This window comes from Caballeronia grimmiae, assembly GCF_000698555.1.
GTDB classification, from domain to species: domain Bacteria; phylum Pseudomonadota; class Gammaproteobacteria; order Burkholderiales; family Burkholderiaceae; genus Caballeronia; species Caballeronia grimmiae.
The window spans coordinates 15464-36332 of sequence record NZ_JFHE01000038.1 but is presented as its reverse complement, the minus strand read 5'-3'; the positions used below and the strand labels follow the sequence as shown (position 1 = coordinate 36332).

The window sequence follows — 20869 nt, the reverse complement described above, 5'->3', positions numbered from 1 at the left end:
CCGCCCGATGCAGGATCGATGGGCGGCAGGCGCACGGTGACAGCAGGAACGATGCCCGTGTAAAGAAATTGTCAGTCAGCGCGCATTGACGGCGTCCTGCGCGTCGTAGCCGCGCCACTTGTAGATCAGCGCCGACACGAGCCAGCATGCGGCGAAGAGGCCGACGATCGCATAGCCGAGCGCGCCGAAGTGCTCCGAGAGCATTGCGGCGAAATCCCATAGCCCGCCCTTCAGTTGCATCCGGTCCGCCATCAGGCCGAGCGCTTCGACGCCGCCCACGAACACGGCGATCACCACCGACACGAGCGTCACCGTCAGGTTGTAGTAGAGCTTGCGGACCGGCTTCATGAAGGCCCAGCCGTACGCGCCTAGCATCAGCATGCTGTCGGCCGTATCGATCAGCGACATTCCCGCCGTGAAGAGCACCGGAAACACGAGGATCGACCAGACCGGCATGCCGCGTGCCGCCTCGCTTGCGGCGATGCCCATCAGCCCGATCTCAGTGGCCGTATCGAACCCGAGTCCGAACAGAAAGCCAAGCGGATACATATGCCAGCTCTTGCCGATCAAGCCGAACAGCGGACGCACGATGCGCGCGAGCGGACCGCCGGCGATGACCAGCATGTCGGCATCCGCTTCGGCGATGGCGCCGCCGCGGCGCACGCGCTGGAACGCGCGCCACACGCCGCGCAGCACGAACAGGTTCATCGCCGCGATCGCAAACAGAAAGAGCGCAGACACCGATGTGCCGATCAGTCCGCCGATCTCGCGAAACGACGAGAAGCGGTCCTGCACCGCGAGCGCGGTCGCCGCGATGAGCGCCGTCGCGAGCACGACGACGGTCGAATGCCCGAGCGAAAAGAAGATGCCGACGGCGAGGGGGCGCTTCCCCTGCTGCATCAGCTTGCGCGTGACGTTGTCGATGGCGGCGATGTGGTCCGCGTCGACGGCATGGCGAAGCCCCAGCGAATACGCGAGCATCGACGTACCGAGCAGCAGCGGATAGTGACGAAACGCGATGAGCGCCCAGACCCAGGCGAGGATATTGAACACGACGAGCCCCGCGAGCAGGCGCATCGAGCGGCGCGGCAGCCGGGGCGTGATGGAAGAACTCGGGGAAAGTGACGCGGTGCCGGTTTCTGGAGGTCGGGCCATATGCGCGCGGGGCTGGACGGAGCGTCAGAGAATACCCCGCTTCGGTCCCCGGCCAATATTCGCTATCGCCCAAGCGAAATCGCCCGGCCGCCGCGAAGCATGCGACGGCCGGGCGATGGACGAGTCGGCAACGAACCCGCTTACTTGCCCATGATCGTTTCGACGGACTCGCCGATGATCACGATTTCGGTGCGGCGATTGCGCGCACGGCCTTCGTCGGTGTCGTTGCTGGCGACGGGACGGTCATACGCATAGCCCTTGTAGTTGATGCGCGCCGGCGCCACGCCCTTGTCAGCGATCGCCCGCGCGACGGTCTCGGCGCGCTCCTGCGACAGCGTCTGGTTGTAGGCGTGATCGCCGATGTTGTCGGTATGACCTTCGACCAGCACCGGCTTCGTGCTGCGCTTGATCAGCACGGCCGAGCGGTCGATGGCGGCGGCGGAACCGGCGCGCAACGCAGCCTTGTCGAAGTCGAACAGCACCTTCTCCGGCAGACGGACGCCGACGCCCTGATCCGTCTTCGTCACTTCGATCCCCGCCGCCTGGTTCAGGGCTTCCTCGTTCGTGCGGTTCAGACTGGAACAACCCGTCAGCACGGAAATGGCCGCCACACAGGCGCTCATAGCCATCAGCTTTTTCAACTCTTTCTCCTTGCAGCTCATGAAATTGGCGTCGCGGAAAGCATCGCCGCGCGCCGTGACTGCATCACGTTGGCATGTCTAACCATCAAGCAATGTCGGCATGTTACGGATGCGCTTATTCAAGCGGGCAGAGGTATAGCACGGTCGTGCGATCGACTTGTCAACATTTGCAAAGCCCAAGGCGCAGGAGATGCCGCGCCTTTCCCTTCACCGCGAAAAACATAGGCCGATTCGTTCGTTGGGCGAATGAGGCTGCGCGGCTAACATGGCCCTTCCGCTGAACAGAGCCCGCCATGCCACGCTATATCGACGACGCACAACGCGATGCAATCCAGGATCGGCGCGCGTCGTGGCGCTGGCGCAGCGAATGGCCGACGTGGCTCGTGATCGCCGCGGTGCATGGCGGCTGGTTCGCCGTCGCGATCAACGCACAGAGGCTCGGCTTGCCGGTCGCGCTCGTCTTGCTGACGGTGCTGTCGTGCTGGTACATGTCGCTGCAGCATGAACTGCTGCACGGGCATCCGACGCGCTGGCCGTTCGTCAACATGCTGTTCGGCATCGCGCCGCTCGCGGTGTGGTTTCCGTACGCGGTGTATCGCGACTCGCATCTGCGCCATCACGACGACGCGCATCTCACCGTCCCCGGCCGCGACCCGGAGAGCTATTACGTCACGCCCGAACAATGGAACAACGCGGGCGCGCTGCTGCGGGCCGCGATCGCTGCGCGCAACACGTTTGCAGGCCGCATGCTGATCGGGCCGTGGTTTTCGATCGCGGCGTCGTGGCGCGAAGCGGCGCAGGCACTCGCGACGCGGCAATGGCGGATCGTCGCAAGCTGGATCGTCCACGTAACGGCGCTCATTGCGCTCGCATGGTGGCTCGATGCGCGATGCGGCATTCCGTGGCGCGCGTTTATTTTCGGCGTCGGCTATGCGTCGCTGGCGCTGGCTTCGGTGCGATCGTTTCGCGAGCATCGCGCGGTTCACGACGAACGCGAACGCACGGTCATCAACGAGGCCGCGTGGCCGTGGCGACTGCTTTTCCTCAACAACAACTATCACGCGGTGCATCACGACTTGCCCGGCGTGCCGTGGTATGGCCTCGGCGAAATCTATGCGCAACGGCGCCACGCGTACCGCGCGGGTAACGGGGGCTTCGTCGTACAGGGATATGGCGAATGGTTCGCGCGGCACGCGTTCACGAAGGCGGCGTCGCCGGTGCATCCGTTTGCGCAGGACACGGGCGCGCAGGCTGCGGCGCGGATTGCGCCGGGCCGTCGCGAACTGGGTACGATGCAGTCTCCTTCCGCCTGATTACCCGCCTTCATGCAGTGGATCGCCGCTCTGCCGATGTACAACATCGCGCCCGCCCTCGCCGACGACTGGCGCGCCCTGCTCGGCGCCGTGCTGGGGCGCATATCGCCGTGGCTCGACGCGCGTGGCGATACCGTGCGGATCGTCGATCCCGGCGCAGACCTCACCGCCTTCTGGCTGCGCGACGACGTGCTGCTCTCGCAAACCTGCGGCTATCCGCTGCTGCACGCGCTGAGTGGCCGCGTGCAGCTCGTCGCGACGCCCGCGTTCGATGCGCCCGGCTGCGAGCGCGGCGGCTATCGCAGCGTGCTGGTAGCGGGCGCACAGGCCGGCGCGTCGTCGCTCGAAGCGTGCCGGGGACTGCGCGCCGTCTACAACGATGAGGATTCCAACAGCGGCATGAACCTGTTTCGCCATGCGGTCGCCCCGCTGACATCGGGCGGGCGGTTCTTTTCGTCGGCCACGAAGAGCGGCGGGCATCTGGCGTCGCTGCGGGCGATCGCCGTCGAGCGGTCAGCCGATGTCGCCGCCATCGATTGCGTCACGCTCGCGTTCGTGCGGGCGCATCGGCCGGAACTGGCGGCGGGCATCCGCGAAATCGGCGTGACGGCGAGCGCGCCTGCGCTGCCGTTTATCGCGTCGAAGCGCGTGCCGAAAGGTCTCGTCGATGCACTCGCCGCCGCGCTGTCCGATGTCATCGCGCAGGACGAAGCCTTGGCTGGGCGGCTAAGGCTCCGCGGCGTCCTGCGCTTCACGGAAGCGGATTACGCGTGCATCGACCGATACGAACGCGAGGCGATCGAGCTGGGGTATCCGCGGCTCGCGTGAGTTCAGGCCGCGCATATCCTGGCGAGCGCCTGCCACTGCGCGTCGCCCATGGCGTTCGCGCCCGTCGGTGAACCCGGAGTGTTGCGCGCGCTCGTCAGTGCGCGGTGCGTCAAAGCGGGACGCATTCCGTTCGGGATGCTGATTGTTGCGTTCGTGCGTCGTTGTTTCGGTAGACGGCCTTCTCGCGGATTGATGCTTGCGTTTCGTTCGGGGACAAACCGCGGCCGGACGTGTAGCACGGCGGCAGCTTCCATTTGCGAATAATCGCGATACATGCCGCGCATCCCCAAGCCGGTCCCGGCAGACTTTCCTGACTTTCGGCACAATCGAGTTTTCCCCCGCGTAGCCGCGTTCGCCGCGTTCGCCGCCGTGTTAATTGCGCGGGAGCGTCACGTCACCGAAAGCCAAGATTTCGCCATGATCCCCTTCTCGCTGCTCGACCTTTCCCCCATTCCGCTCGGCTCTACCGCCGCCGATGCGTTCGCCCATTCGCTCGATCTCGCGCAGCACGCTGAACGCTGGGGTTATCTGCGCTACTGGCTCGCGGAGCATCACAACATGACGGGCATCGCCAGTGCGGCGACGTCGGTCGTGATCGGCCATATCGCGGCGGGCACCAAGACGATCCGCGTCGGCTCCGGCGGCATCATGCTGCCGAACCATGCGCCGCTCGTGATCGCCGAGCAGTTCGGCACGCTCGCGTCGCTGTTTCCGGGCCGGATCGACCTCGGGCTCGGCCGCGCGCCGGGCACCGACCAGACCACCGCGCGGGCGCTCCGCCGCGATCTGCAAGGCAGCGCCGATTCGTTCCCGGACGATGTCGCCGAGTTGCAACGCTTCTTCGCCGATCCTGTCGAGGGTCAGCGAGTGCGTGCGGTGCCGGGCGCGGGCCTGCACGTGCCGATCTGGCTGCTCGGCTCGTCGCTGTTTTCGGCGCAGCTCGCCGCCGCGTTCGGACTGCCGTTCGCGTTCGCGTCCCATTTCGCGCCGGACTATCTGCTGACGGCGCTCGACGTATACCGCTCGCAGTTCCGTCCTTCGGCGACGCTTCAGAAGCCCTATGCGGCGGTCGGCGTCAACGTCTTCGCCGCCGATACCACGGAAGAAGCGCGTTTCCTGTTCACGTCCCTCGAGCAGCAGTTCGTCAATCTGCGGCGCGGCACGCCGGGGCAACTGCCGCCGCCCGTCGAGTCGATCGACTGGACGCCGGCCGAGCGCGCGGGCGTCGAGCGCTCGCTCGCGTGTTCCGTCGTCGGCAATCGCGCGGACGTCGAGGCGGGGCTGCGCTCGGTCATCGAGCAGACGCAGGCGGACGAACTGATCGTGACGGCGCAGATTTTCGACCACAAGGCGCGCCTGCGCTCGTTCGAAATCACCGCCGAAGCCCGGGACGCCATCGGCGCAGCCGCCTGAATCGGCGCGCCGGATAGCGGCCCATGCTGGACGCGCGCGCTTTTGACAGGCAATAATGAGACACCGGAGCCGCGCCGCCCGCCGCATCAAGCGGCCGCGCTTCGCGTCTGTCTTACCGCCACGCATCGTCGAATGGGCGCGCACGTTCTCCTGCGCGCGGCCCGGCGATGCGGCGGACAACAACAACGATGTCGCAAGTGGGAGGAAGAATGTCGATGCCGAGAAGCGCTGCCACCGGAGCCATGACGCTCCTGACCGAATACGATGAGGCGAGCGGCCAGGAAGTGCGCTCGCTGCGGCTCGAACCCGCCGCTGACGGCAAGGCCGTCCTGCTGATCGAAATCGACGAGCGCAAACCCGGAATTCATCGTGAAGTGCGTTATGAGATTACGCCGGCGGAACTGATTGCCGCGATTCGCGCGCACGGTGCGGAATTACCGGGAGAGCAGCATAGCCGTTAAAACTTTTTTAATAATTGCCGCGCGCAGCATACAATAGAGTCCAAAGCGGCGTTCAAAGCGAGGATGTAGCCATACGGCGATCGCGGCGGCGCGAGCCTCGTGTTCCACGGATCATGGCCAGTTCAGGCCTTGCGGCGTGACTTCCGCGCGCACGCTCGTCGCGCGTCCGTCACGGTGATCCCCGAACTGACGATATCCGCAATCGGCCCGATGCCGGCTATTCAGGCATCGACTGGCGGATTAAAAAAACAGCCTTGCGGTAAATACACTAATTGACGCGCAGCAGCCGCTGCGCCACGCTTGTATTAAATACATATTCAGGCCATCGAACCGCCCCGGTCCGCGCGGGCATCGGTTCGTCTTCTGCAAATCAAAAAGCTGAATCAGGGAAGCCGTGGACGAAAGAAAGCGAGATAGCATCATTGCGTATTTGCGCAGCCGTATGGCCGAATTCGGCATCACCGAAAGCGCATTGGCAGAAGCATTAGCCGAAGCGTCGGAGACGCCCCCGCCGCCCATGCTCACGAAAGCCAACGGAGCAAATGGCGCGCAGAAACCCAAACGGGCGATGCCGCAACTTCCGGTCATGCCGCAAAGCCGTGGCGACCAGCCGGTTTTCCGCAACGCCAGCGGCGATACATGGGACGGCGTCGGCGATATGCCCGAATGGCTCAAACGCGCGGTGCATGCCGGACAGGACATCGAGTTTTATCGCGTGTGAGGCGACGGCTTCATGGCCAACCGTTGCCATGAACATTGCATCGAACGATCGCGCTTGAACCGGGCGAAATCAACGCGCGCGACGTTACGCATGGCGCATCGAAGCGCCATCGCGTCATAGGCAATTCGCTGCCGTTTATCAAGTTCAAAAATTTTCGGCGATGCATCCCCATCGTGCCGGAAACGGTTTATTGCTCTTCTCTGTAGCCGGCGGGCCGAAGTCCGCCGCGCATCGACTCTGTTGAGTCGTCCGAACGTTCCCGGTCGGGAGGAGCCACGCATGAACGCACAGGCACGCCGCGAACTTATCCTCGACGCACTTCCGTTCCCGCCTGGGCGAACGCCGGACGGCGATCGCGCTTGCGGGTGCCGCGCCTGAATCACGATGTGCGGCCTTCGTTGACGCATCGAGGGACGAGCGCCATGCACTCCCGCTCCGCCTCCCTCCCGACCGTCGTGCGCCGCATGACGGCGGGCCGCATGCTGCTCGAAGGGGTATCGGTGGAACAGGTGGCGGATGAACTGCATCTGTCGGTGCAGACTGTGCGCCGCTACAAGGCGCTGGTGTCGGAAGGCGGTCTCGACGCGCTCGCCAAAATGGGCGTCGGCGGGCGGGCCTCGGTGCTGGATCAGGACGCGCTCGGCTGGATCGCGGCGGCGCTGCAAGGCTCCGCCCGCGATCACGGCTTCGCAAGCGATACGTGGACCAACTCGCGCCTGCGCGAAGTGATCGAGCGGCGCTACGGCGTGCGCTACTCGCGCGTCTATGTCTGGCAAATCGCGACGAATCTCGGGCTCGGGCATTTGCTGTCCAAGTCGCGGCGTTGAGGCGAAGCGGCATGTGAGCATGGCGCTCCCCCTCACGCGTGCGACGCCTCAGAAGTTGAAGCGGTCGATGTTGCTCGCATCGAAGGTCGTCGGCGGGCCGAGAATCACTTCGCCGCTCTTGCCGACGGTGCGCTTGCCTAGCTTGCCTGCGTCGAAGGAATCGCCTTCTTTGCCCGTGATGGTTCCGGACGCGAGATTCGCCGCTGCGAACGCGGCCAGATAGCCCAACTGGCCCGGGTCCCACAACTGAAACGCGGTGACGGTGCCGTTCTTCACGAACGCACGCATCTGATTAGGCGTGCCGAGCCCGGTGACGACGACCTTGCCCTTCGACGGCGAAGTCGAGATATACCGCGCCGCCGCCGCGATTCCCACTGACGTAGGCGCAACGATACCCTTCAGGTTCGGATACGCCTGCAATAAGCCCTGCGTTTCGACGAACGACTTCTGATCGTCGTCGTTGCCGTAGGCGATCTTCACCAGCTTGAGCTTCGAATACTCGGGCTTCTTCAACTCGTCCTGCATCCATTTGATCCAGGTGTTCTGATTCGTCGCGTTGGGCGTCGCGGAGAGAATCGCGAATTCGCCTTCGCCGCCGACGAGCTTCGACAGCAGTTGAATCTGCCCGCGCCCGATAGCCTCCGATTCCGCCTGGTTGACGAAAATCTGCCGTCCTTCGGGCGCGGTGTCGGAATCGAACGTGACGACCTTGATGCCCTGCGACATCGCTTTCTTCAGATACGGCACGACGGCGTTCGCATCGTTGGCCGCGATGACGATCGCGTTCTGACGCTGCGTGATCAGCGTGTTGATGTAGCTCACCTGCGACGACGCCCCCGCATCCGACGGCCCGACGACCTTGCCTTCGCCCTTGAACTCCTTGATCGCGGCCATGCCGCCATCGTCGGCGATGACTTCGTAGGGATTGTTGATCTGCTTCGGCAGAAACGCGATTTTGAGGCCGCTTTTCACTTCGGCGGCGCTCGCCGTCAGCGCGACGCTGGCCGCCATTAAAACCGCCGCGAGCAGCGGGGCGCGCATGAGTCGGTACGGTGTTTTCATGTCGGTAAGTCTCCTGTCATTGCGCAGGGCTGCGCTGGTTATCAACGGGCACGACACGCGTTCAGGGCAACTGCGCCATCAGGCGCTTCTCGCGCGCCGCCCGCCAGCGCGCAACGAGATTCGGTATCAGCACGGACGACAGCAACAGCGCGCCGGTCACGATGGTGAGCGTTTCGCTCGATACATCCGCGAGCGTCAGAGCATTGCGCAGCACGCCGATGATGACGAGCGACAACAGCACGCCGATCATCGAGCCGCGTCCGCCGAAGATGCTCACACCGCCGAACAGCACCGCCGCGATCACGGACAGTTCGAAGCCCTCGCCGTTGTCGCCGCGTGCGCTCGTGAAGCGCAGCGTATAGACGACGCCCGCGAGCGCGGCCATCGCGCCGGCCATCATGAAAAGCCTGAGCTTCGTCTTCGCGACGTCGATGCCGGAGAACTGCGCGGCGGTCGGATTCGCGCCGATCGCGTACAGGCTGCGGCCAAACGGCGTCGCCTGAAGGAGCACGGTGAAAACGATCGCGCCCGCGATGACGAGCACGAACGGCATCGGCAGGAAGGTACCGGCGATGGTCTCGATGCCGAACGCCGTGTACGACGCGGGAAAATCCGCGATCGCCTGATCGCCGAGCAGCACGTAGGCCAGCCCGCGAAACAGCGCGAGCGTGCCGATGGTCACCGCGAGCGACGGCAGGCCGAAGCGCACGATCACGAGCCCGTTGAGCAGCCCCGCCAGCGTGCCGAAGGCGAGCACCAGCGCGATGACGAGCGGCATCGGCAAGCCCATGTGCCACAGCACGCCCATCAGCGCGCTCGATGCGCCGAGCACCGACGCCACCGACAGATCGATTTCGGCGGCGACGATCACGAGTGTCATCGGCAACGCGATCAGCGCGATCTCGGTGAAATCCGCGAGCATGTTCGAGAGATTCGCGGACGAGAGGAACATCGGCGACAGCACGCGCCCCGCCGCGAGCGAGACGGCGAGCACGACGACGAGCATCGTTTCCCACTGCACGTGACGGCGCCGGGCCGTGGACAAGGCGGAGTCGGGCTTAGCCATGATCGCGTTTCCTCATCATGCGGCGCGCGACGGAGCGCGCGAGCAAGGTATCGAGCGTGATCGCCGCGACGATCAGCGCGCCCTGAATCGCCTGTTGCCAGAACGGCGACACGCGCAACACGACCAGCGCGATGTTGATGACGCCGAGCACGAGCGCGCCGAGCGTCGCGCCGGCAATAGTGCCCACGCCGCCCGTGATCGCGACGCTGCCAACGACCGCCGCCGCGACCACTTGCAGCTCGATGCCCTTCGCCGTGCTGGCGTCGACGGTGCCGAAACGCGCGAGCCACAGCACGCCGGCCAGCCCCGCGATCGCGCCGGACAGCAGGAAGCCGATCATCACGCGACGGTCCACGCGGATGCCCGCCAGCCGCGCCGCTTCGGGATTCGAGCCGATCGCATAGTGCTCGCGCCCGCCGCGATACTGCTTCAGATACACCGACAGCGCGATGAGCACGACGAGCGCGGTCAACACCAGGTTCGGCACGCCGATCAGCGTGCCGGTCGCGATGGCGGCGAACGTATCGGGCAGGCTGGTCGCGTTGATCTGTCCGCCGTGGACCCACGCGTAGTCCGCGCCCCGCACGATATACAGCGTCGAGAGCGTGGCGACGAGCGACGGCACGCGCCCGAAGGTAACGAGCGCGCCGTTCACCGCGCCGATTGCCAACCCGACGCAGACGCCCGCGAACATCGCGACGACCACCGGCATGTGCGGGAACATCACGAAGAGACTGCCGACCGCGTACGCGCTCACGCCGACGATCGACGCCACCGACAGGTCGATGTGCCGCATCAGCATCACGATCGTCATGCCCGCCGTCAGCAAGCCGATGATCGATACATTGAGCAGGACGTCGCGCAGATTCTGCAGATTCAGGAAATCGGGCTTGACGGCGGCCGTCGCGCCGACGAGCACGAGCAGCACGATGAAAAGCGTCAGCTCGCGGCTCTTCGCGATGGAAACGGCGAGGCTGTCGCGCTTCGTTTCGGCGGGCGGCATCGCGGGCATCGCTGGAGAATGTCGTGTCATCATGCTGCGCGCCCCAGGGCCGGCGACGGCGCGCCCAATGCCGCGCTCATCACCCGTTCCTCGTTGGCATCGGCGCGCGCGATGTCCGCGCTGATGCGGCCTTCGTGCATCACCAGCACGCGATCCGCCATGCCGAGCACTTCCGGCAACTCGCTCGAAATCATCAACACGGCCATGCCCTCCTTCACGAGTTCGGCCAGCGTGCGATACACCTCCGCCTTCGCGCCGACGTCGATGCCGCGCGTCGGCTCGTCGATGATCAGCACCTTCGGGTTCGTCGCCAGCCACTTGCCGAGCACGACCTTCTGCTGATTGCCGCCCGACAGCGTGCCGACGGGCGCATCGAGATCGCTCGCCTTGAGGCGCAGGCGCTTGCCCCAGTCGGCGGCGAGCGTCGATTCGCTGCGCGCCGAGATCAGGCCATGCCGCATCAATCGGCCGAGCACCGTCAGCGAGGCATTGCGGGCAATCGACAGTTCCATCGCGAGCCCTTGCGCGCGGCGGTCTTCCGGCACGAGCGCGAGGCCCGCGCGCACCGCCGCCGCCGGCTTGCCGAGCGCGAGCTTCTTGCCCGCGACGGCCACTTCGCCGCCATCGACCGGATCGATGCCGAAAATGGCGCGCGCCACTTCGCTGCGTCCCGCGCCGACGAGACCCGCCAGCGCGACGATCTCGCCCGCGCGGACATCGAAGGAAACGTTCTTGAACACGCCCTCGCGCGTGAGATTGCGCACCGCGAGCCGCACGTCGCCGGGCGCGACATCGGCTTTCGGATAGAACGTGTCGAGATCGCGGCCGACCATCCGGCTCACGATCGCGTCGATGCTCATGTCGGCGGTGAGCGCGTCGTGGACCTTCATGCCGTCGCGCATGATCGTCATGCGTTGCGTGAGCGCGAACACTTCGTCGAGCCGATGCGTGATGAAGAGAATCGCGACGTCGCGCTCTTTCAACGCGCGCACGATGGCGAAGAGACGCTCGACTTCCGGCAGCGACAACGCCGCAGTCGGCTCGTCCATGATGAGTACGTTCGCATCGAGCGACAGCGCCTTCGCGATTTCGACGACCTGCTGGTCCGCAATCGACAGCCCGCGCACGAGCCTTTGCGCGCGCAAGCTCACGCCGAGCGATGCGAGCAGCGCATCGACTTCGCGATGCATCTCGTCGTAGCGGATGCGCCCGAACCGGTCGCGCGGCTGACGGCCCATGTAGATGTTCTCCGCGATAGACAGGTCCGCGAACAGCGTCGGTTCCTGATAGATCACGGCGATGCCCGCATCACGCGCTTCGGCGGGATTGCCGAAGCGCCGCACGAAGCCATCCACGAGCAGTTCGCCCGCATCGGGCTGATACACGCCCGCGAGCAGCTTCACGAGCGTGGACTTGCCCGCGCCGTTTTCGCCGAGCAGCGCATGCACTTCGCCGGGAAAGAGTTGCAGGCTGCCATCGCCGAGCGCGCGCACGCGGCCGAATGCCTTGCTCGCGTGCCTCAGTTCGAGTCTGGGCGTCGTCATCGTGTCTCCTAGATGCGGTAGATGCGCTCGGCGTTGCGCACGAAAAGCGCGTCCTTCTCGCTCTCGCTTGCATCGGCGACGATGCGCGCGTACGCATTCCATATCGCCGTGTACGAGCCGAAGAGCCGGTCGACCGGAAAGTTCGATGCGAACATCGCGCGCTCGCAGCCGAAGGTATCGATGGTTTCGAGCACGTAAGGACGAAAGCTCTCGATGGTCCAGTCGTGATCGAACATGGCGAGGCCGCTTATCTTCACCGCGACGTTCGGGCATGCGGCCAGCGCGCGCATGCCTTCGCGCCACGCGCGATACCCCGTAGGCGATGCGCGATCCACGAACATCCCCGCGTGATTGACGATGAACTGCGTATCCGGATGCTCGCGTGCGAGCGCCGCCGCATCGTTCATCTGCGACGGATACAGTTGCAAGTCGAACGACAGCCCGTAGCGTTTCAGCAGCGCGACATGCCTGCGCCATTGCGGCTCGTGCATGTAGTGGCGTCCGACATAGTCGTAAAGCGGATCGTCGTGCACGTTGAGAATCTGGCGAATGCCTCGCGTGTTCGCAAATGCCGCGTGCGCTTCGAGCACTTGCGGCGCGTTGTCCGCCGACAAATCCGCGCCCGCCACGATGCCATCGGGCATGCCGCGCCCTTCTTCATCGGCGATACCTTGCAGCCAGCGCGTTTCCTCCACCGGATCGGCGGGATCGTGATTCGCATCGACATGCACGACTTTCAGCACCGCGACGCTGCCCGCGTCGCGCAGCAGGTCGCGAATCAGATAATCGTGCTTCAGTTCGCGCGCATCGCCGACGAACGATGTCTGCGGATTCGCCAGCCACGGATAGTGATGCGTGGAAAGATCCCACAGATGAATATGCGGATCGACGACCTGCATGATGATTCCTCGCAAGCGATGCGCTTCAGGGAAGATGAAACACCGGCACGAGCGGCGCCGTAACGGGGGCGTTGTCCGCGTGGGTGTCCATCAGTTCGGCCATGTAATCCCACCATTTGCGCATGATGGGCAACGCAGGCAGTGCATCGGTGGTGTGCGGGTCCGCGCGCTGGTAGATGGCGAACAGATGCCCGGTCGCTTCGTCGAGAAAGATGCGGTAATCGCGGATGCCCGCGGCGTGCAGGGCATCGGCCAGTTCGGGCCATATGTCGCGATGGCGCCGTGTGTATTCCTCGCGCATGCCCGGCTTGAGGGTCATGCGAAATGCCACTGTCTCCATGGCGGCCCGCCTTTTTATGTGTGTGCGCCTGTCGGTGAGACGAGGCGCGTTGTGCTGCGACTATAATGCGCCGACCGATAACACGACAATTCGAAAGCAGGATTGGCCGATCGCAAAAGCGTATCAGGCAGGGTCGCGGTGCCGTGTTGCGTTGCTTGCATCATCCGGACAGCCAAATGAATCAGAACGTCTCCCAGATATCGCTCGTCAACCGCCTGAAATTCAAGCACCTCGCGCTGCTCGTCGCGCTCGACGACACGCGCAATCTTCATCAGGCAGCCGATACCGTCAACGTCGCTCAGCCGAGCGCAAGCCGGATGCTTGCGGACATCGAAGAGGCGTTCGGCTTCCTGCTCTTCGAGCGCAACGCACGCGGCATGCATCCGACGCCGCTCGGCACGGCCGCGCTCGCTTACGCGCGACGCTCACTCGCGGACCTCATCCGCTTCGCCGACGATCTCGACAACAAGCGGCGCGGCGGCCACGGCCAGTTGACCGTCGGCGCGATCATGGGCGCCGCGCCCGACGTCCTCGCGATGGCCGTCACCGAACTCAAGTCCGAGCGGCCGCTTCTGAACGTGCGCATCCTAGGCGAGACGAGCGATCAGGTCGTGCAACTGCTGCATCGGCGCGAAGTGGATCTCGCGCTCGGCCGGCTCACGACGCCTCTGCAACACAACGACTTCGACTTCGAGCCGCTCGCACGCGAAGCGATGCGCCTCGTGGTCCGGGCGGCGCATCCGCTTGCGGCGAAGACATCGCTATCGCTCGACATGCTCGTCGGCTGGCCGTGGATTCTTCAGCCGATCACCAGTCCGGCGCGCGGCCTCTTCGAGGAAGAACTGGCACGCGCCGGGCTGACGACGCCCGCCGATATCGTCGAATGCGCGTCCATTTTCGCCACCTTGCAACTGCTGCAGAACAGCGACGCCGTCGCAATGCTCCCCGAGTCCGTCGTGCGCGATTACCTGCGCGCGGGCTTGCTCACGGAGCTTCCCATCGAGATCGGCAAAAGCCTGTCCGGTTTCGGCCTCTTGCGACGCAAATCCGAAACCTTGAGCGAGCCGGCCGAGTATTTCATCGCGCTCTTGCGCAAGTATTCGGCGGCGTCGCTTGCGCTCACTGCAAGTTGACGAACAAGCCGCCATCCACCAGTAGCGACGCGCCCGTCACATAGCGCGCCCGGTTCGACGCGAGAAAAACCACGCATTGTGCGACATCGTCCGGTGCGCCGAGACGGCCGAGCGGGATGCGCTTTTCCATATACGCGCGTTTCTCGGCATCGGACAGGTCTTCTGCGTTCAGGTCCGTCGCGATGGTGCCCGGCATCACCGAATTGCAGCGGATGCCGTACGGCCCGAGCGCGATCGCGCATGACTGCATCAGCGAATGCACGCCCGCCTTGGTCGGCGTGTAGTGCGTCTGCATGCCGCCGCCGACGAGCGCGCTGATCGAACTCGTCGCGACGATCGCGCCGCCCGTGCCCTGCGCTTTCATCTGGGTCGCGGCGGCCTGCGTCACATAGAACGCGCCGTTGAGATTCACGGCGACCGTCGTTTCATAGACCGATGGCGGCATATCGAGAAACGCATGAAACGGACAGATGCCCGCGTTGCTCGACAGCACGTCGACGCGTCCGAACGCCTCCACGGTGCGCCGCACCAGTTCGATGCCCGTCTCGCGTTCGGCGACGTTGCCTTCGACCGCAATCGCGCGCCGTCCGAGCGCCTCGATTTCGTCGATGATCGACTCCGCCGCCGATGCCTTGCCGTACGACTGATCGTTGTCGCGCCAGTAGTTGATCGCCACGTTCGCGCCTTCGCTCGCGCATGCCAGCGCGATCGCCCGGCCGATGCCGCGCGAGCCGCCCGTCACGATCACGACCTTGTTTTCCAGCAGCATGGTGCGCCTCGTCAGTGGGTGTAAGGCCGCGTGAGCGCGCATTCTGGGTTGAGACGCACGCCGAAGCCCGGCGTCTCGGGCACCTTCATGCGGCCATTGACCGGCACGGGTTCATCGAGCAGCAGAGGATTGAACATCGGCACGACCTGATCGGCTTTCGGGGCCATCATTAAGAACTCCGCGAACGGCGAGTTGTGGCGCGTCACCACGAAGTGATAGCTGTACACCGACGATCCGTGCGGCACGACGAGCACGTTATGCGCGTCGGCGAGCGCGGAAATCTTGATCAGTTCCGTGATGCCGCCGCACCAGCCGACGTCGGGCTGCACGAGGTCCGCGCATCCCATTTCGAAGAGCATGCGAAAACCCCAGCGCGTCGCTTCGTGCTCGCCCGTCGTCACCATCATGCCGCGCGGCACGGAGCGGCGCAGTTCGGCGTAGCCCCAGTAGTCGTCCGGCGGAAGCGTTTCTTCCAGCCATTTCAGGCCGTATTCGTGAGCCGCCGTGGCGAGACGCTTCGCGTAATTCAGGTCGAGCGACATCCAGCAATCGAACATCAGCCAGAAGTCGTCGCCGACTTTCGCGCGCATGTCGGCGAGTTTCGCGATGTTCGCCGCGAGCCCTTCCTCGCCTTCAGCCGGGCCGTGCTGCAACGGCATCTTGCCGCCGATAAAGCCCATCTGTTTCGCCAGATCCGGACGCGCGCCGGTCGCATAGAACTGCAGTTCGTCGCGCACCGGGCCGCCGAGCAACTGGAACACCGGTTCCTGGCGCACCTTCGCGAGCAGGTCCCACAACGCGAGATCGACGCCCGATATCGCGTTCAGCACGATGCCCTTGCGCCCGTAATACAGCGTCGCGTTGTACATCTGGTCCCACATCTTTTCGATGTCGGTCACGCGCTGTCCTTCGAGGAATCGCGCGAGATGCTTCTCGACGATGAACGCGCAGATTTCGCCCCCCGTCGTCACCGCGAAACCCACGGTCCCATCGCTCGCTTCGATCTCGACGACGAGCGAGCCGAGCACGTTCAGTCCGAACGATTGCCGGCTCTGGCGATACTCGGGGTAACGCGCCATCGGCGTGGCGACGTGATCGTCGATCCAGTGATCGGCGCCCTGGTCGTGGTAATCGGCGCCGCCGCCGCGGACGGTGAAGGCGCGGACGTGCTTGATGGTCGGCATGGACATCGTTTGTCTCCTCTGGATCAGGATGCGTTGGCGGTCTCGCCGCCCGGAATCGGATCGCGCTCCGGCACGCGCACCAGCGCGACGATGACGAGCGCGGCCAGCACGCTCGCCGCGCCGAGCACGGCGAGACCGGCGCTGGTCGAATGGAACGCGGCTTCGGCGGCGGTGCGGGCCATCGGCGCGAAGAATCCGCCGAGTCCGCCGAGCGAGTTGATGAGCGCGATGCCGGCGGCGGCGGCCGCGCCGGTGAGATAGCGCGTCGGGAACGTCCAGAACAGCGGCTGCGCGGCGATGAAGCCGCTCGCGGCGCAACACAGCGCGAGCAGCGAAACGATCGGCGCACCCGCGATACCGGAGACGGCGATCGCCACACCCGACATCAAAAGCAGCGCGACGGCGCAGGTCCGGTGCTTCGACGTGCGATCCACATAGCGCGGGACGATCCACGTGACGACGACCGCCGCGATCCACGGCAGCGCGGTCACGAGCCCCACGCGAAAGCCGACCTTCGTGCCGAGCAGCGCCGCCACCTGTTGCGGCAGATAGAACACGACGCCATACACCGACGCCTGAATCAGGAAGTACACGCAGCACAGCACGAGCACGCGGGCATCGACGAGCGCCGCCAGCACGCTTTTCGGTCCGTGCGACGACGCGCGGCGCGAGTCGTCCGCGAGACGCGCGACGAGCAGCGTGCGCTGTTCTTGCGTGAGCCATCGTGCGCGGGCGGGATCGTCGTCGAGATACCAGAACGCCCATGCGCCGACGATCGACGCAAGCAGCCCTTCCACGAGGAACAGCCACTGCCAGCCCTTGAGGCCGAGCATGCCGTGCAGATCGAGCAGCAGTCCGGAAAGCGGCGCACCGAAGATGAACGCGAGCGGCGCGCCGAAGTAGAACACGCCGAGCGCCCGCGCACGCGATGCCTGCGGAAACCAGCGCGTCAGGTAATAGACGATGCCGGGAAAAAACCCGGCTTCCGCGACACCGAGCAGAAAGCGCAGCGCATAGAAGGTGGTCGCGGAATGCGCGACGGCCATCGCCGCCGAAACGATGCCCCACGTCACCATGATGCGGCACATCCACACCTTCGCGCCGACGCGGTGGAGCAGCAAATTGCTCGGCACTTCGAAGATTGCGTAACCGACGAAGAACACGCCAGCGCCGAATGCGAACGCGGCGTTCGTGAGGCCGGTGTCCTGTTGCAGCGCCTTCTGAGCGAAGCCGATGTTCGCGCGGTCGAGGAAGGCGAGCACGTACATCAGCAGGAGGAATGGCAGCAGCCGGCGCATCACGCGAGACGTGACAGCGCCTTCCGCCGATGCGGAATGTTCCATGTCTCTCTCCGGTGAAACGGGCGGATCAGTAAGTCGCGCGTCCGCCCGACAGGTCGAACACGGCGCCCGTGCTGAACGCGCAGTCCTCGGACGAGAGCCAGAGAATCAGCGACGCCGCTTCTTCCGGCATCAGGAAGCGGTTCATCGGGATTTTGGAGAGCATGTAGTCGATGTGCTGCTGCGACATCGAATCGAAGATTTCGGTTTTGGCGGCGGCCGGCGTGACCGCGTTGACGAGGACGTTCTTGCCCGCGAGTTCCTTGCCGAGCGACTTGGTGAGGCCGATCAGCCCCGCTTTCGACGCGCTGTAGTGCGAGGCGTTCGGATTGCCTTCCTTGCCCGCGATCGACGCGATATTGACGATGCGGCCGTAGCCCGCCTTCAGCATGTGCGGCACGACCGCGCGGCAGGTCAGAAACGGGCCGATCAGATTGACGTCGATCACGCGCCGCCACACGTCGGGGGCGAGTTCCCATGTGGCGCCGTTGCCGCCGGTGATGCCCGCGTTGTTTACGAGCACATCGATCTTGCCGTGCGCGGCAAGCGTCTTCTGCACGGCGGCTTCGACGGAGGCTTCATCGGTCAGTTCGACGACGGCGTCGCTGACGATGCGCTCCTTGTTCTTCGACGCGAGTTCGGCGCTCGTGCGCTGAAGCCGCTCGGCGTCGACATCCCATAGCGCGACGTTTGCGCCCGACGCGAGCGCGCGCTCGGCAACGGCGAGGCCGATGCCCCGCGCACCGCCCGTGATGACGACAACGCGCCCTGCCAGATCGATACGGTTCATGCCCTGTCTCCTGTCGTTGTGCTTGCATCGGCTTTGCGCCGTGACAAGCACTATAGACCGGCGACCAATAACGTAACAATTCGAAAGGGCGATCGTTCGATAGCGAAAGCGGATCGGCCCGCGTCAGTGATGCCTGATCCGGACGCGGCGCGGCACTTGTGGAATGACGGCAGTCGGCGCTTTCGGCAAGCGGGCGTTGTGAAAAACCTTGTCGGCGAAGAGTGCGAACGCAAAAAGCGCAGCGACACCAATGGGGCACAGAAGCAGAACAGCGACGAACATGAATAGCTCCTAAAGCATTACTGCAGTGCAGTATAAGACGATAACTTCAGTCAATTAACCGCTAAAGCGACAATACTTCGTTCAACAATATGGAAGCTAATTTCAGAACTTGGCGAATACGCGCGCCCCTAAGCGCCTCAGGCACGCCCGTTGCTTAAAGCGACCACCGCTGAATGGCCAGCGACTTCTACCGACCAAAAAAGCATGTTCAAACCAAAAGCCTGTACCGCGACCTGTGTTCTCGACGGAATGCCCGTCACCCTGACCTACTTTCCGGATACCACGCTGCTTCGGATCACCGATGCCAGCACGGGCCGATGCGTGCGGGAAACGCGCTGGCCTGCCCCGTGGCGCACGCTGCTCGCGACCTTGCGCGAGTTCAGCGGACGCGATACCGAAAGCCAGCTAGCGACGCTGCTGGACGAAATGCCGCAAGAACCGGCGATGGCGTGACGCACGCCCGCCGCCCGCACAACCGAATCAACCCACGCGAGGAATGCCCTCGCTCAACGCTGCAGAAGAAGAGGAAATAAATGGCAACTGGCACTGTGAAATGGTTCAACGACACGAAGGGTTTCGGATTCATCACGCCGGATGACGGCACGCCCGACGTGTTCGCGCATTTCTCGGAGATTCGCGCGGACGGCTACAAGTCGCTGCAGGAAAACCAGAAGGTGTTGTTCGAAGTGCGCCAAGGCCCGAAGGGTCTGCAAGCCGCGAACATTCAGCCGCAATAAGCCGGCCGCAATCAGTGAAAAGCCGTGAGGGTGATCAACTCTCACGGCTTTTTTTCGACGATCACGCGCGGTGGAACGCGGGCGCTTGGGCGGGATGCAACGCCAGCCCGCGGCGAACATCGAATCGCTCCGGCCGATGCGCTCGTCGCCAGTAAGACGCTTGGACGCGAAACGTCACGAGAATCAGCGCCAGCGGCGCGGCCGATCCCGTCCGCGTCATCCGCAAGCGTCTCGACCGTCTTGCCGCCGCCACAGCACGCTTCCAACGCCGCGCGAACTCGCCGATGCGCCATCGACGGCGTGTGATCACACCGGAGTGCGCGCCAGCGTACGCGATGGGCTGTCGGCGGCGCGTACCATCGGTGTATCGACCGTTTCGCTTTTTCGGGCAGGATGCGCCGGCGTTTACAATCGACGTTTACCGCGTATCGGCCGCGTGCGCGCGATGCGCCCCGGCGCCGCCCCGCGCCACCTCCTACAGCACTCGCCTGGCAGCATGGTCACTGAAACGTCTTCTTCGGAATCGCTCGCTGTCGCCGAGCGCGTGCGCGAGCTCATGAGCCGTCACGGCATCGGCAAGCGGCAGCAAACGGCCGAGTTGTGCCGCATTCTGGACCTCAGCTTTTCGCAGGGGCACCGGAAACTGCGCGGCAACAGCCCGTGGACGATCGCGCAGATTCGCCGCGTCGCCGACGCCTTCGACGAACCCGCGCTCAAGCTCTTCGACGCCATCAACGCGCGTCCTGACGACACCGAAGGCGTGCCGCACGACGCCGTGCTGAAACTCGGCTCCGTCGAGATTCCGTGCACCGCGTGGATCGGCAATGCCCTCGAACCGGGCACGCGGCCCGATTTCATCACGCAGAAGGTCAACGGCCGCTGGGTCGTGACGCGTCACGAAGGCGTGCTGTTGCAGGAAGCCTGCGACGTGCACAAGATCGAAATCCTGCCGCGCCGGGCGGATACCGACAAGCCGATCATCGCCGTCGTCGATGACGATCACGCCTCCGCCGACAACCTCCACGACTATCTGGAGATGACCGGCTTCACGGCGATGGCCTTCTACGGTCTCGACGCGTTCCTCGACGCGCTGCAGTCGCAGGTATTCGATGCGGTGGTGATCGACTGGCTGTTCGGCGTCCACACGTCGGCGGACGCGATCAAGGCGGTGCGCGAGTCGGACAACCCCGATGCGCCGGTGTTCGTGCTCACCGGCGAACTGATGACGGGCAAGGCGAGCGAATCGGAGATCAGCCAGATCATCCGCGATTACAACGTCACCTGCTTCGAGAAACCCGCGCGGCTCGGCATTCTGGTCGCGGACTTGTCCAAGCGGCTATTGCGCGCCTGAGCGCAATCGC

22 protein-coding genes are annotated in these 20869 nt (G+C 64.7%); 10 read left to right on the top strand and 12 right to left on the bottom strand.

Annotated elements, in window-relative coordinates:
- Positions 1–75: 75 nt before the first annotated feature.
- The gene (locus BG57_RS25415; RefSeq protein WP_052005990.1) at positions 76–1077 is read right to left on the bottom strand and encodes a HoxN/HupN/NixA family nickel/cobalt transporter; all 1002 of its coding nucleotides are present in this window, start codon (positions 1075–1077) and stop codon (positions 76–78) included.
- Between the two features lie 218 nt (positions 1078–1295).
- On the bottom strand, positions 1296–1796 hold the full coding sequence (locus BG57_RS25410) for an OmpA family protein (protein ID WP_035969409.1): 501 nt from the start codon (positions 1794–1796) through the stop codon (positions 1296–1298).
- A gap of 293 nt (positions 1797–2089) precedes the next feature.
- On the opposite strand from BG57_RS25410, the gene BG57_RS25405 reads away from it, so the two are divergent.
- From BG57_RS25405 to BG57_RS25375, 6 genes are all read left to right on the top strand, one after another.
- Positions 2090–3109 carry a fatty acid desaturase gene (locus BG57_RS25405; protein ID WP_081850985.1) on the top strand — a complete coding sequence of 340 codons (1020 nt, stop codon included), beginning with the start codon at positions 2090–2092 and terminating at the stop codon, positions 3107–3109.
- A 12-nt stretch (positions 3110–3121) separates the two neighbouring features.
- A complete protein-coding gene (locus BG57_RS25400; protein ID WP_035969334.1) occupies positions 3122–3937 on the top strand; it encodes a phosphate/phosphite/phosphonate ABC transporter substrate-binding protein in 816 nt (271 codons plus the stop codon).
- 417 nt (positions 3938–4354) lie between these two features.
- A complete protein-coding gene (locus tag BG57_RS25390) occupies positions 4355–5350 on the top strand; it encodes a luciferase-like monooxygenase (RefSeq protein WP_035969405.1) in 996 nt (331 codons plus the stop codon).
- A 215-nt stretch (positions 5351–5565) separates the two neighbouring features.
- Entirely contained in the window at positions 5566–5811 is a 246-nt protein-coding gene (locus BG57_RS25385) for a hypothetical protein (RefSeq protein ID WP_035969404.1), read from the top strand.
- Positions 5812–6253: 442 nt separating this feature from the next.
- Complete coding sequence (locus BG57_RS25380) at positions 6254–6532, top strand: H-NS family nucleoid-associated regulatory protein (RefSeq protein WP_229753878.1); 279 nt, start codon at positions 6254–6256, stop codon at positions 6530–6532.
- A gap of 422 nt (positions 6533–6954) precedes the next feature.
- Entirely contained in the window at positions 6955–7359 is a 405-nt protein-coding gene (locus tag BG57_RS25375; protein ID WP_035969328.1) for a helix-turn-helix domain-containing protein, read from the top strand.
- A gap of 48 nt (positions 7360–7407) precedes the next feature.
- Here BG57_RS25375 and rhaS read toward each other — a convergent pair whose 3' ends face one another.
- The 6 genes from rhaS to rhaM all read right to left on the bottom strand — a co-directional run bounded on the left by rhaS (position 7408) and on the right by rhaM (position 13273).
- Positions 7408–8421 (bottom strand): rhamnose ABC transporter substrate-binding protein, encoded by a 1014-nt coding sequence (gene rhaS, locus BG57_RS25370; protein ID WP_035969325.1) that lies wholly within the window; start codon positions 8419–8421, stop codon positions 7408–7410.
- 61 nt (positions 8422–8482) lie between these two features.
- Entirely contained in the window at positions 8483–9487 is a 1005-nt protein-coding gene (locus BG57_RS25365; RefSeq protein WP_035969324.1) for an ABC transporter permease, read from the bottom strand.
- Positions 9480–10520 (bottom strand): ABC transporter permease, encoded by a 1041-nt coding sequence (locus BG57_RS25360; protein ID WP_035969402.1) that lies wholly within the window; start codon positions 10518–10520, stop codon positions 9480–9482. The genes BG57_RS25365 and BG57_RS25360 overlap by 8 nt, the downstream gene beginning before the upstream one ends.
- A complete protein-coding gene (locus tag BG57_RS25355) occupies positions 10520–12034 on the bottom strand; it encodes a sugar ABC transporter ATP-binding protein (RefSeq protein WP_035969323.1) in 1515 nt (504 codons plus the stop codon). Before BG57_RS25355 ends, BG57_RS25360 begins: the two co-directional genes overlap by 1 nt.
- Before the next feature lie 8 nt (positions 12035–12042).
- Positions 12043–12933 carry an amidohydrolase family protein gene (locus tag BG57_RS25350; RefSeq protein ID WP_035969322.1) on the bottom strand — a complete coding sequence of 297 codons (891 nt, stop codon included), beginning with the start codon at positions 12931–12933 and terminating at the stop codon, positions 12043–12045.
- Between the two features lie 25 nt (positions 12934–12958).
- Positions 12959–13273, bottom strand: a complete 315-nt coding sequence (rhaM, locus tag BG57_RS25345) for an L-rhamnose mutarotase (protein ID WP_035969320.1) — start codon at positions 13271–13273, stop codon at positions 12959–12961.
- 176 nt (positions 13274–13449) lie between these two features.
- Between rhaM and BG57_RS25340 the strand changes: the two genes are divergently transcribed.
- The gene (locus BG57_RS25340) at positions 13450–14406 is read left to right on the top strand and encodes a LysR family transcriptional regulator (protein ID WP_035969318.1); all 957 of its coding nucleotides are present in this window, start codon (positions 13450–13452) and stop codon (positions 14404–14406) included.
- Here the strand turns inward: BG57_RS25340 and BG57_RS25335 are convergent.
- Genes BG57_RS25335 through BG57_RS25320 form a run of 4 tightly spaced genes read right to left on the bottom strand, consistent with a single transcriptional unit; the run spans position 14393 to position 18489 of the window.
- Positions 14393–15175 (bottom strand): L-rhamnose 1-dehydrogenase Lra1, encoded by a 783-nt coding sequence (locus tag BG57_RS25335; protein ID WP_035969316.1) that lies wholly within the window; start codon positions 15173–15175, stop codon positions 14393–14395. The two genes, BG57_RS25340 and BG57_RS25335, sit on opposite strands and share 14 nt — an antisense overlap.
- Before the next feature lie 11 nt (positions 15176–15186).
- Positions 15187–16365 carry an L-rhamnonate dehydratase gene (gene rhmD, locus BG57_RS25330; RefSeq protein WP_035969313.1) on the bottom strand — a complete coding sequence of 393 codons (1179 nt, stop codon included), beginning with the start codon at positions 16363–16365 and terminating at the stop codon, positions 15187–15189.
- Positions 16366–16382: 17 nt separating this feature from the next.
- Positions 16383–17702 carry an MFS transporter gene (locus BG57_RS25325; RefSeq protein WP_035969309.1) on the bottom strand — a complete coding sequence of 440 codons (1320 nt, stop codon included), beginning with the start codon at positions 17700–17702 and terminating at the stop codon, positions 16383–16385.
- A gap of 25 nt (positions 17703–17727) precedes the next feature.
- Positions 17728–18489, bottom strand: coding sequence for an SDR family oxidoreductase (locus BG57_RS25320; protein ID WP_035969306.1), 762 nt, complete (start codon positions 18487–18489; stop codon positions 17728–17730).
- A 486-nt stretch (positions 18490–18975) separates the two neighbouring features.
- On the opposite strand from BG57_RS25320, the gene BG57_RS25315 reads away from it, so the two are divergent.
- The 3 genes from BG57_RS25315 to BG57_RS25300 all read left to right on the top strand — a co-directional run bounded on the left by BG57_RS25315 (position 18976) and on the right by BG57_RS25300 (position 20859).
- Entirely contained in the window at positions 18976–19224 is a 249-nt protein-coding gene (locus tag BG57_RS25315) for a hypothetical protein (RefSeq protein WP_035969304.1), read from the top strand.
- An 80-nt stretch (positions 19225–19304) separates the two neighbouring features.
- Positions 19305–19508, top strand: a complete 204-nt coding sequence (locus tag BG57_RS25310; protein ID WP_035969303.1) for a cold-shock protein — start codon at positions 19305–19307, stop codon at positions 19506–19508.
- Between the two features lie 496 nt (positions 19509–20004).
- On the top strand, positions 20005–20859 hold the full coding sequence (locus BG57_RS25300) for a helix-turn-helix domain-containing protein (protein ID WP_035969299.1): 855 nt from the start codon (positions 20005–20007) through the stop codon (positions 20857–20859).
- Positions 20860–20869 lie beyond the last annotated feature (10 nt).

What these genes read in the sequence shown, in the direction of transcription:
- BG57_RS25415 (WP_052005990.1), bottom strand. Translation starts at nt 1,077, where the DNA reads ATGCGCCTGCTCGCGGGGCTCGTCGTGTTCAATATCCTCGCCTGGGTC.
- BG57_RS25405 (WP_081850985.1), top strand. Translation starts at nt 2,090, where the DNA reads ATGCCACGCTATATCGACGACGCACAACGCGATGCAATCCAGGATCGG.
- BG57_RS25400 (WP_035969334.1), top strand. Translation starts at nt 3,122, where the DNA reads ATGCAGTGGATCGCCGCTCTGCCGATGTACAACATCGCGCCCGCCCTC.
- BG57_RS25390 (WP_035969405.1), top strand. Translation starts at nt 4,355, where the DNA reads ATGATCCCCTTCTCGCTGCTCGACCTTTCCCCCATTCCGCTCGGCTCT.
- BG57_RS25385 (WP_035969404.1), top strand. Translation starts at nt 5,566, where the DNA reads ATGCCGAGAAGCGCTGCCACCGGAGCCATGACGCTCCTGACCGAATAC.
- BG57_RS25380 (WP_229753878.1), top strand. Translation starts at nt 6,254, where the DNA reads ATGGCCGAATTCGGCATCACCGAAAGCGCATTGGCAGAAGCATTAGCC.
- BG57_RS25375 (WP_035969328.1), top strand. Translation starts at nt 6,955, where the DNA reads ATGCACTCCCGCTCCGCCTCCCTCCCGACCGTCGTGCGCCGCATGACG.
- rhaS (WP_035969325.1), bottom strand. Translation starts at nt 8,421, where the DNA reads ATGAAAACACCGTACCGACTCATGCGCGCCCCGCTGCTCGCGGCGGTT.
- BG57_RS25365 (WP_035969324.1), bottom strand. Translation starts at nt 9,487, where the DNA reads ATGGCTAAGCCCGACTCCGCCTTGTCCACGGCCCGGCGCCGTCACGTG.
- BG57_RS25360 (WP_035969402.1), bottom strand. Translation starts at nt 10,520, where the DNA reads ATGACACGACATTCTCCAGCGATGCCCGCGATGCCGCCCGCCGAAACG.
- BG57_RS25355 (WP_035969323.1), bottom strand. Translation starts at nt 12,034, where the DNA reads ATGACGACGCCCAGACTCGAACTGAGGCACGCGAGCAAGGCATTCGGC.
- BG57_RS25350 (WP_035969322.1), bottom strand. Translation starts at nt 12,933, where the DNA reads ATGCAGGTCGTCGATCCGCATATTCATCTGTGGGATCTTTCCACGCAT.
- rhaM (WP_035969320.1), bottom strand. Translation starts at nt 13,273, where the DNA reads ATGGAGACAGTGGCATTTCGCATGACCCTCAAGCCGGGCATGCGCGAG.
- BG57_RS25340 (WP_035969318.1), top strand. Translation starts at nt 13,450, where the DNA reads ATGAATCAGAACGTCTCCCAGATATCGCTCGTCAACCGCCTGAAATTC.
- BG57_RS25335 (WP_035969316.1), bottom strand. Translation starts at nt 15,175, where the DNA reads ATGCTGCTGGAAAACAAGGTCGTGATCGTGACGGGCGGCTCGCGCGGC.
- rhmD (WP_035969313.1), bottom strand. Translation starts at nt 16,365, where the DNA reads ATGTCCATGCCGACCATCAAGCACGTCCGCGCCTTCACCGTCCGCGGC.
- BG57_RS25325 (WP_035969309.1), bottom strand. Translation starts at nt 17,702, where the DNA reads ATGGAACATTCCGCATCGGCGGAAGGCGCTGTCACGTCTCGCGTGATG.
- BG57_RS25320 (WP_035969306.1), bottom strand. Translation starts at nt 18,489, where the DNA reads ATGAACCGTATCGATCTGGCAGGGCGCGTTGTCGTCATCACGGGCGGT.
- BG57_RS25315 (WP_035969304.1), top strand. Translation starts at nt 18,976, where the DNA reads ATGTTCAAACCAAAAGCCTGTACCGCGACCTGTGTTCTCGACGGAATG.
- BG57_RS25310 (WP_035969303.1), top strand. Translation starts at nt 19,305, where the DNA reads ATGGCAACTGGCACTGTGAAATGGTTCAACGACACGAAGGGTTTCGGA.
- BG57_RS25300 (WP_035969299.1), top strand. Translation starts at nt 20,005, where the DNA reads ATGGTCACTGAAACGTCTTCTTCGGAATCGCTCGCTGTCGCCGAGCGC.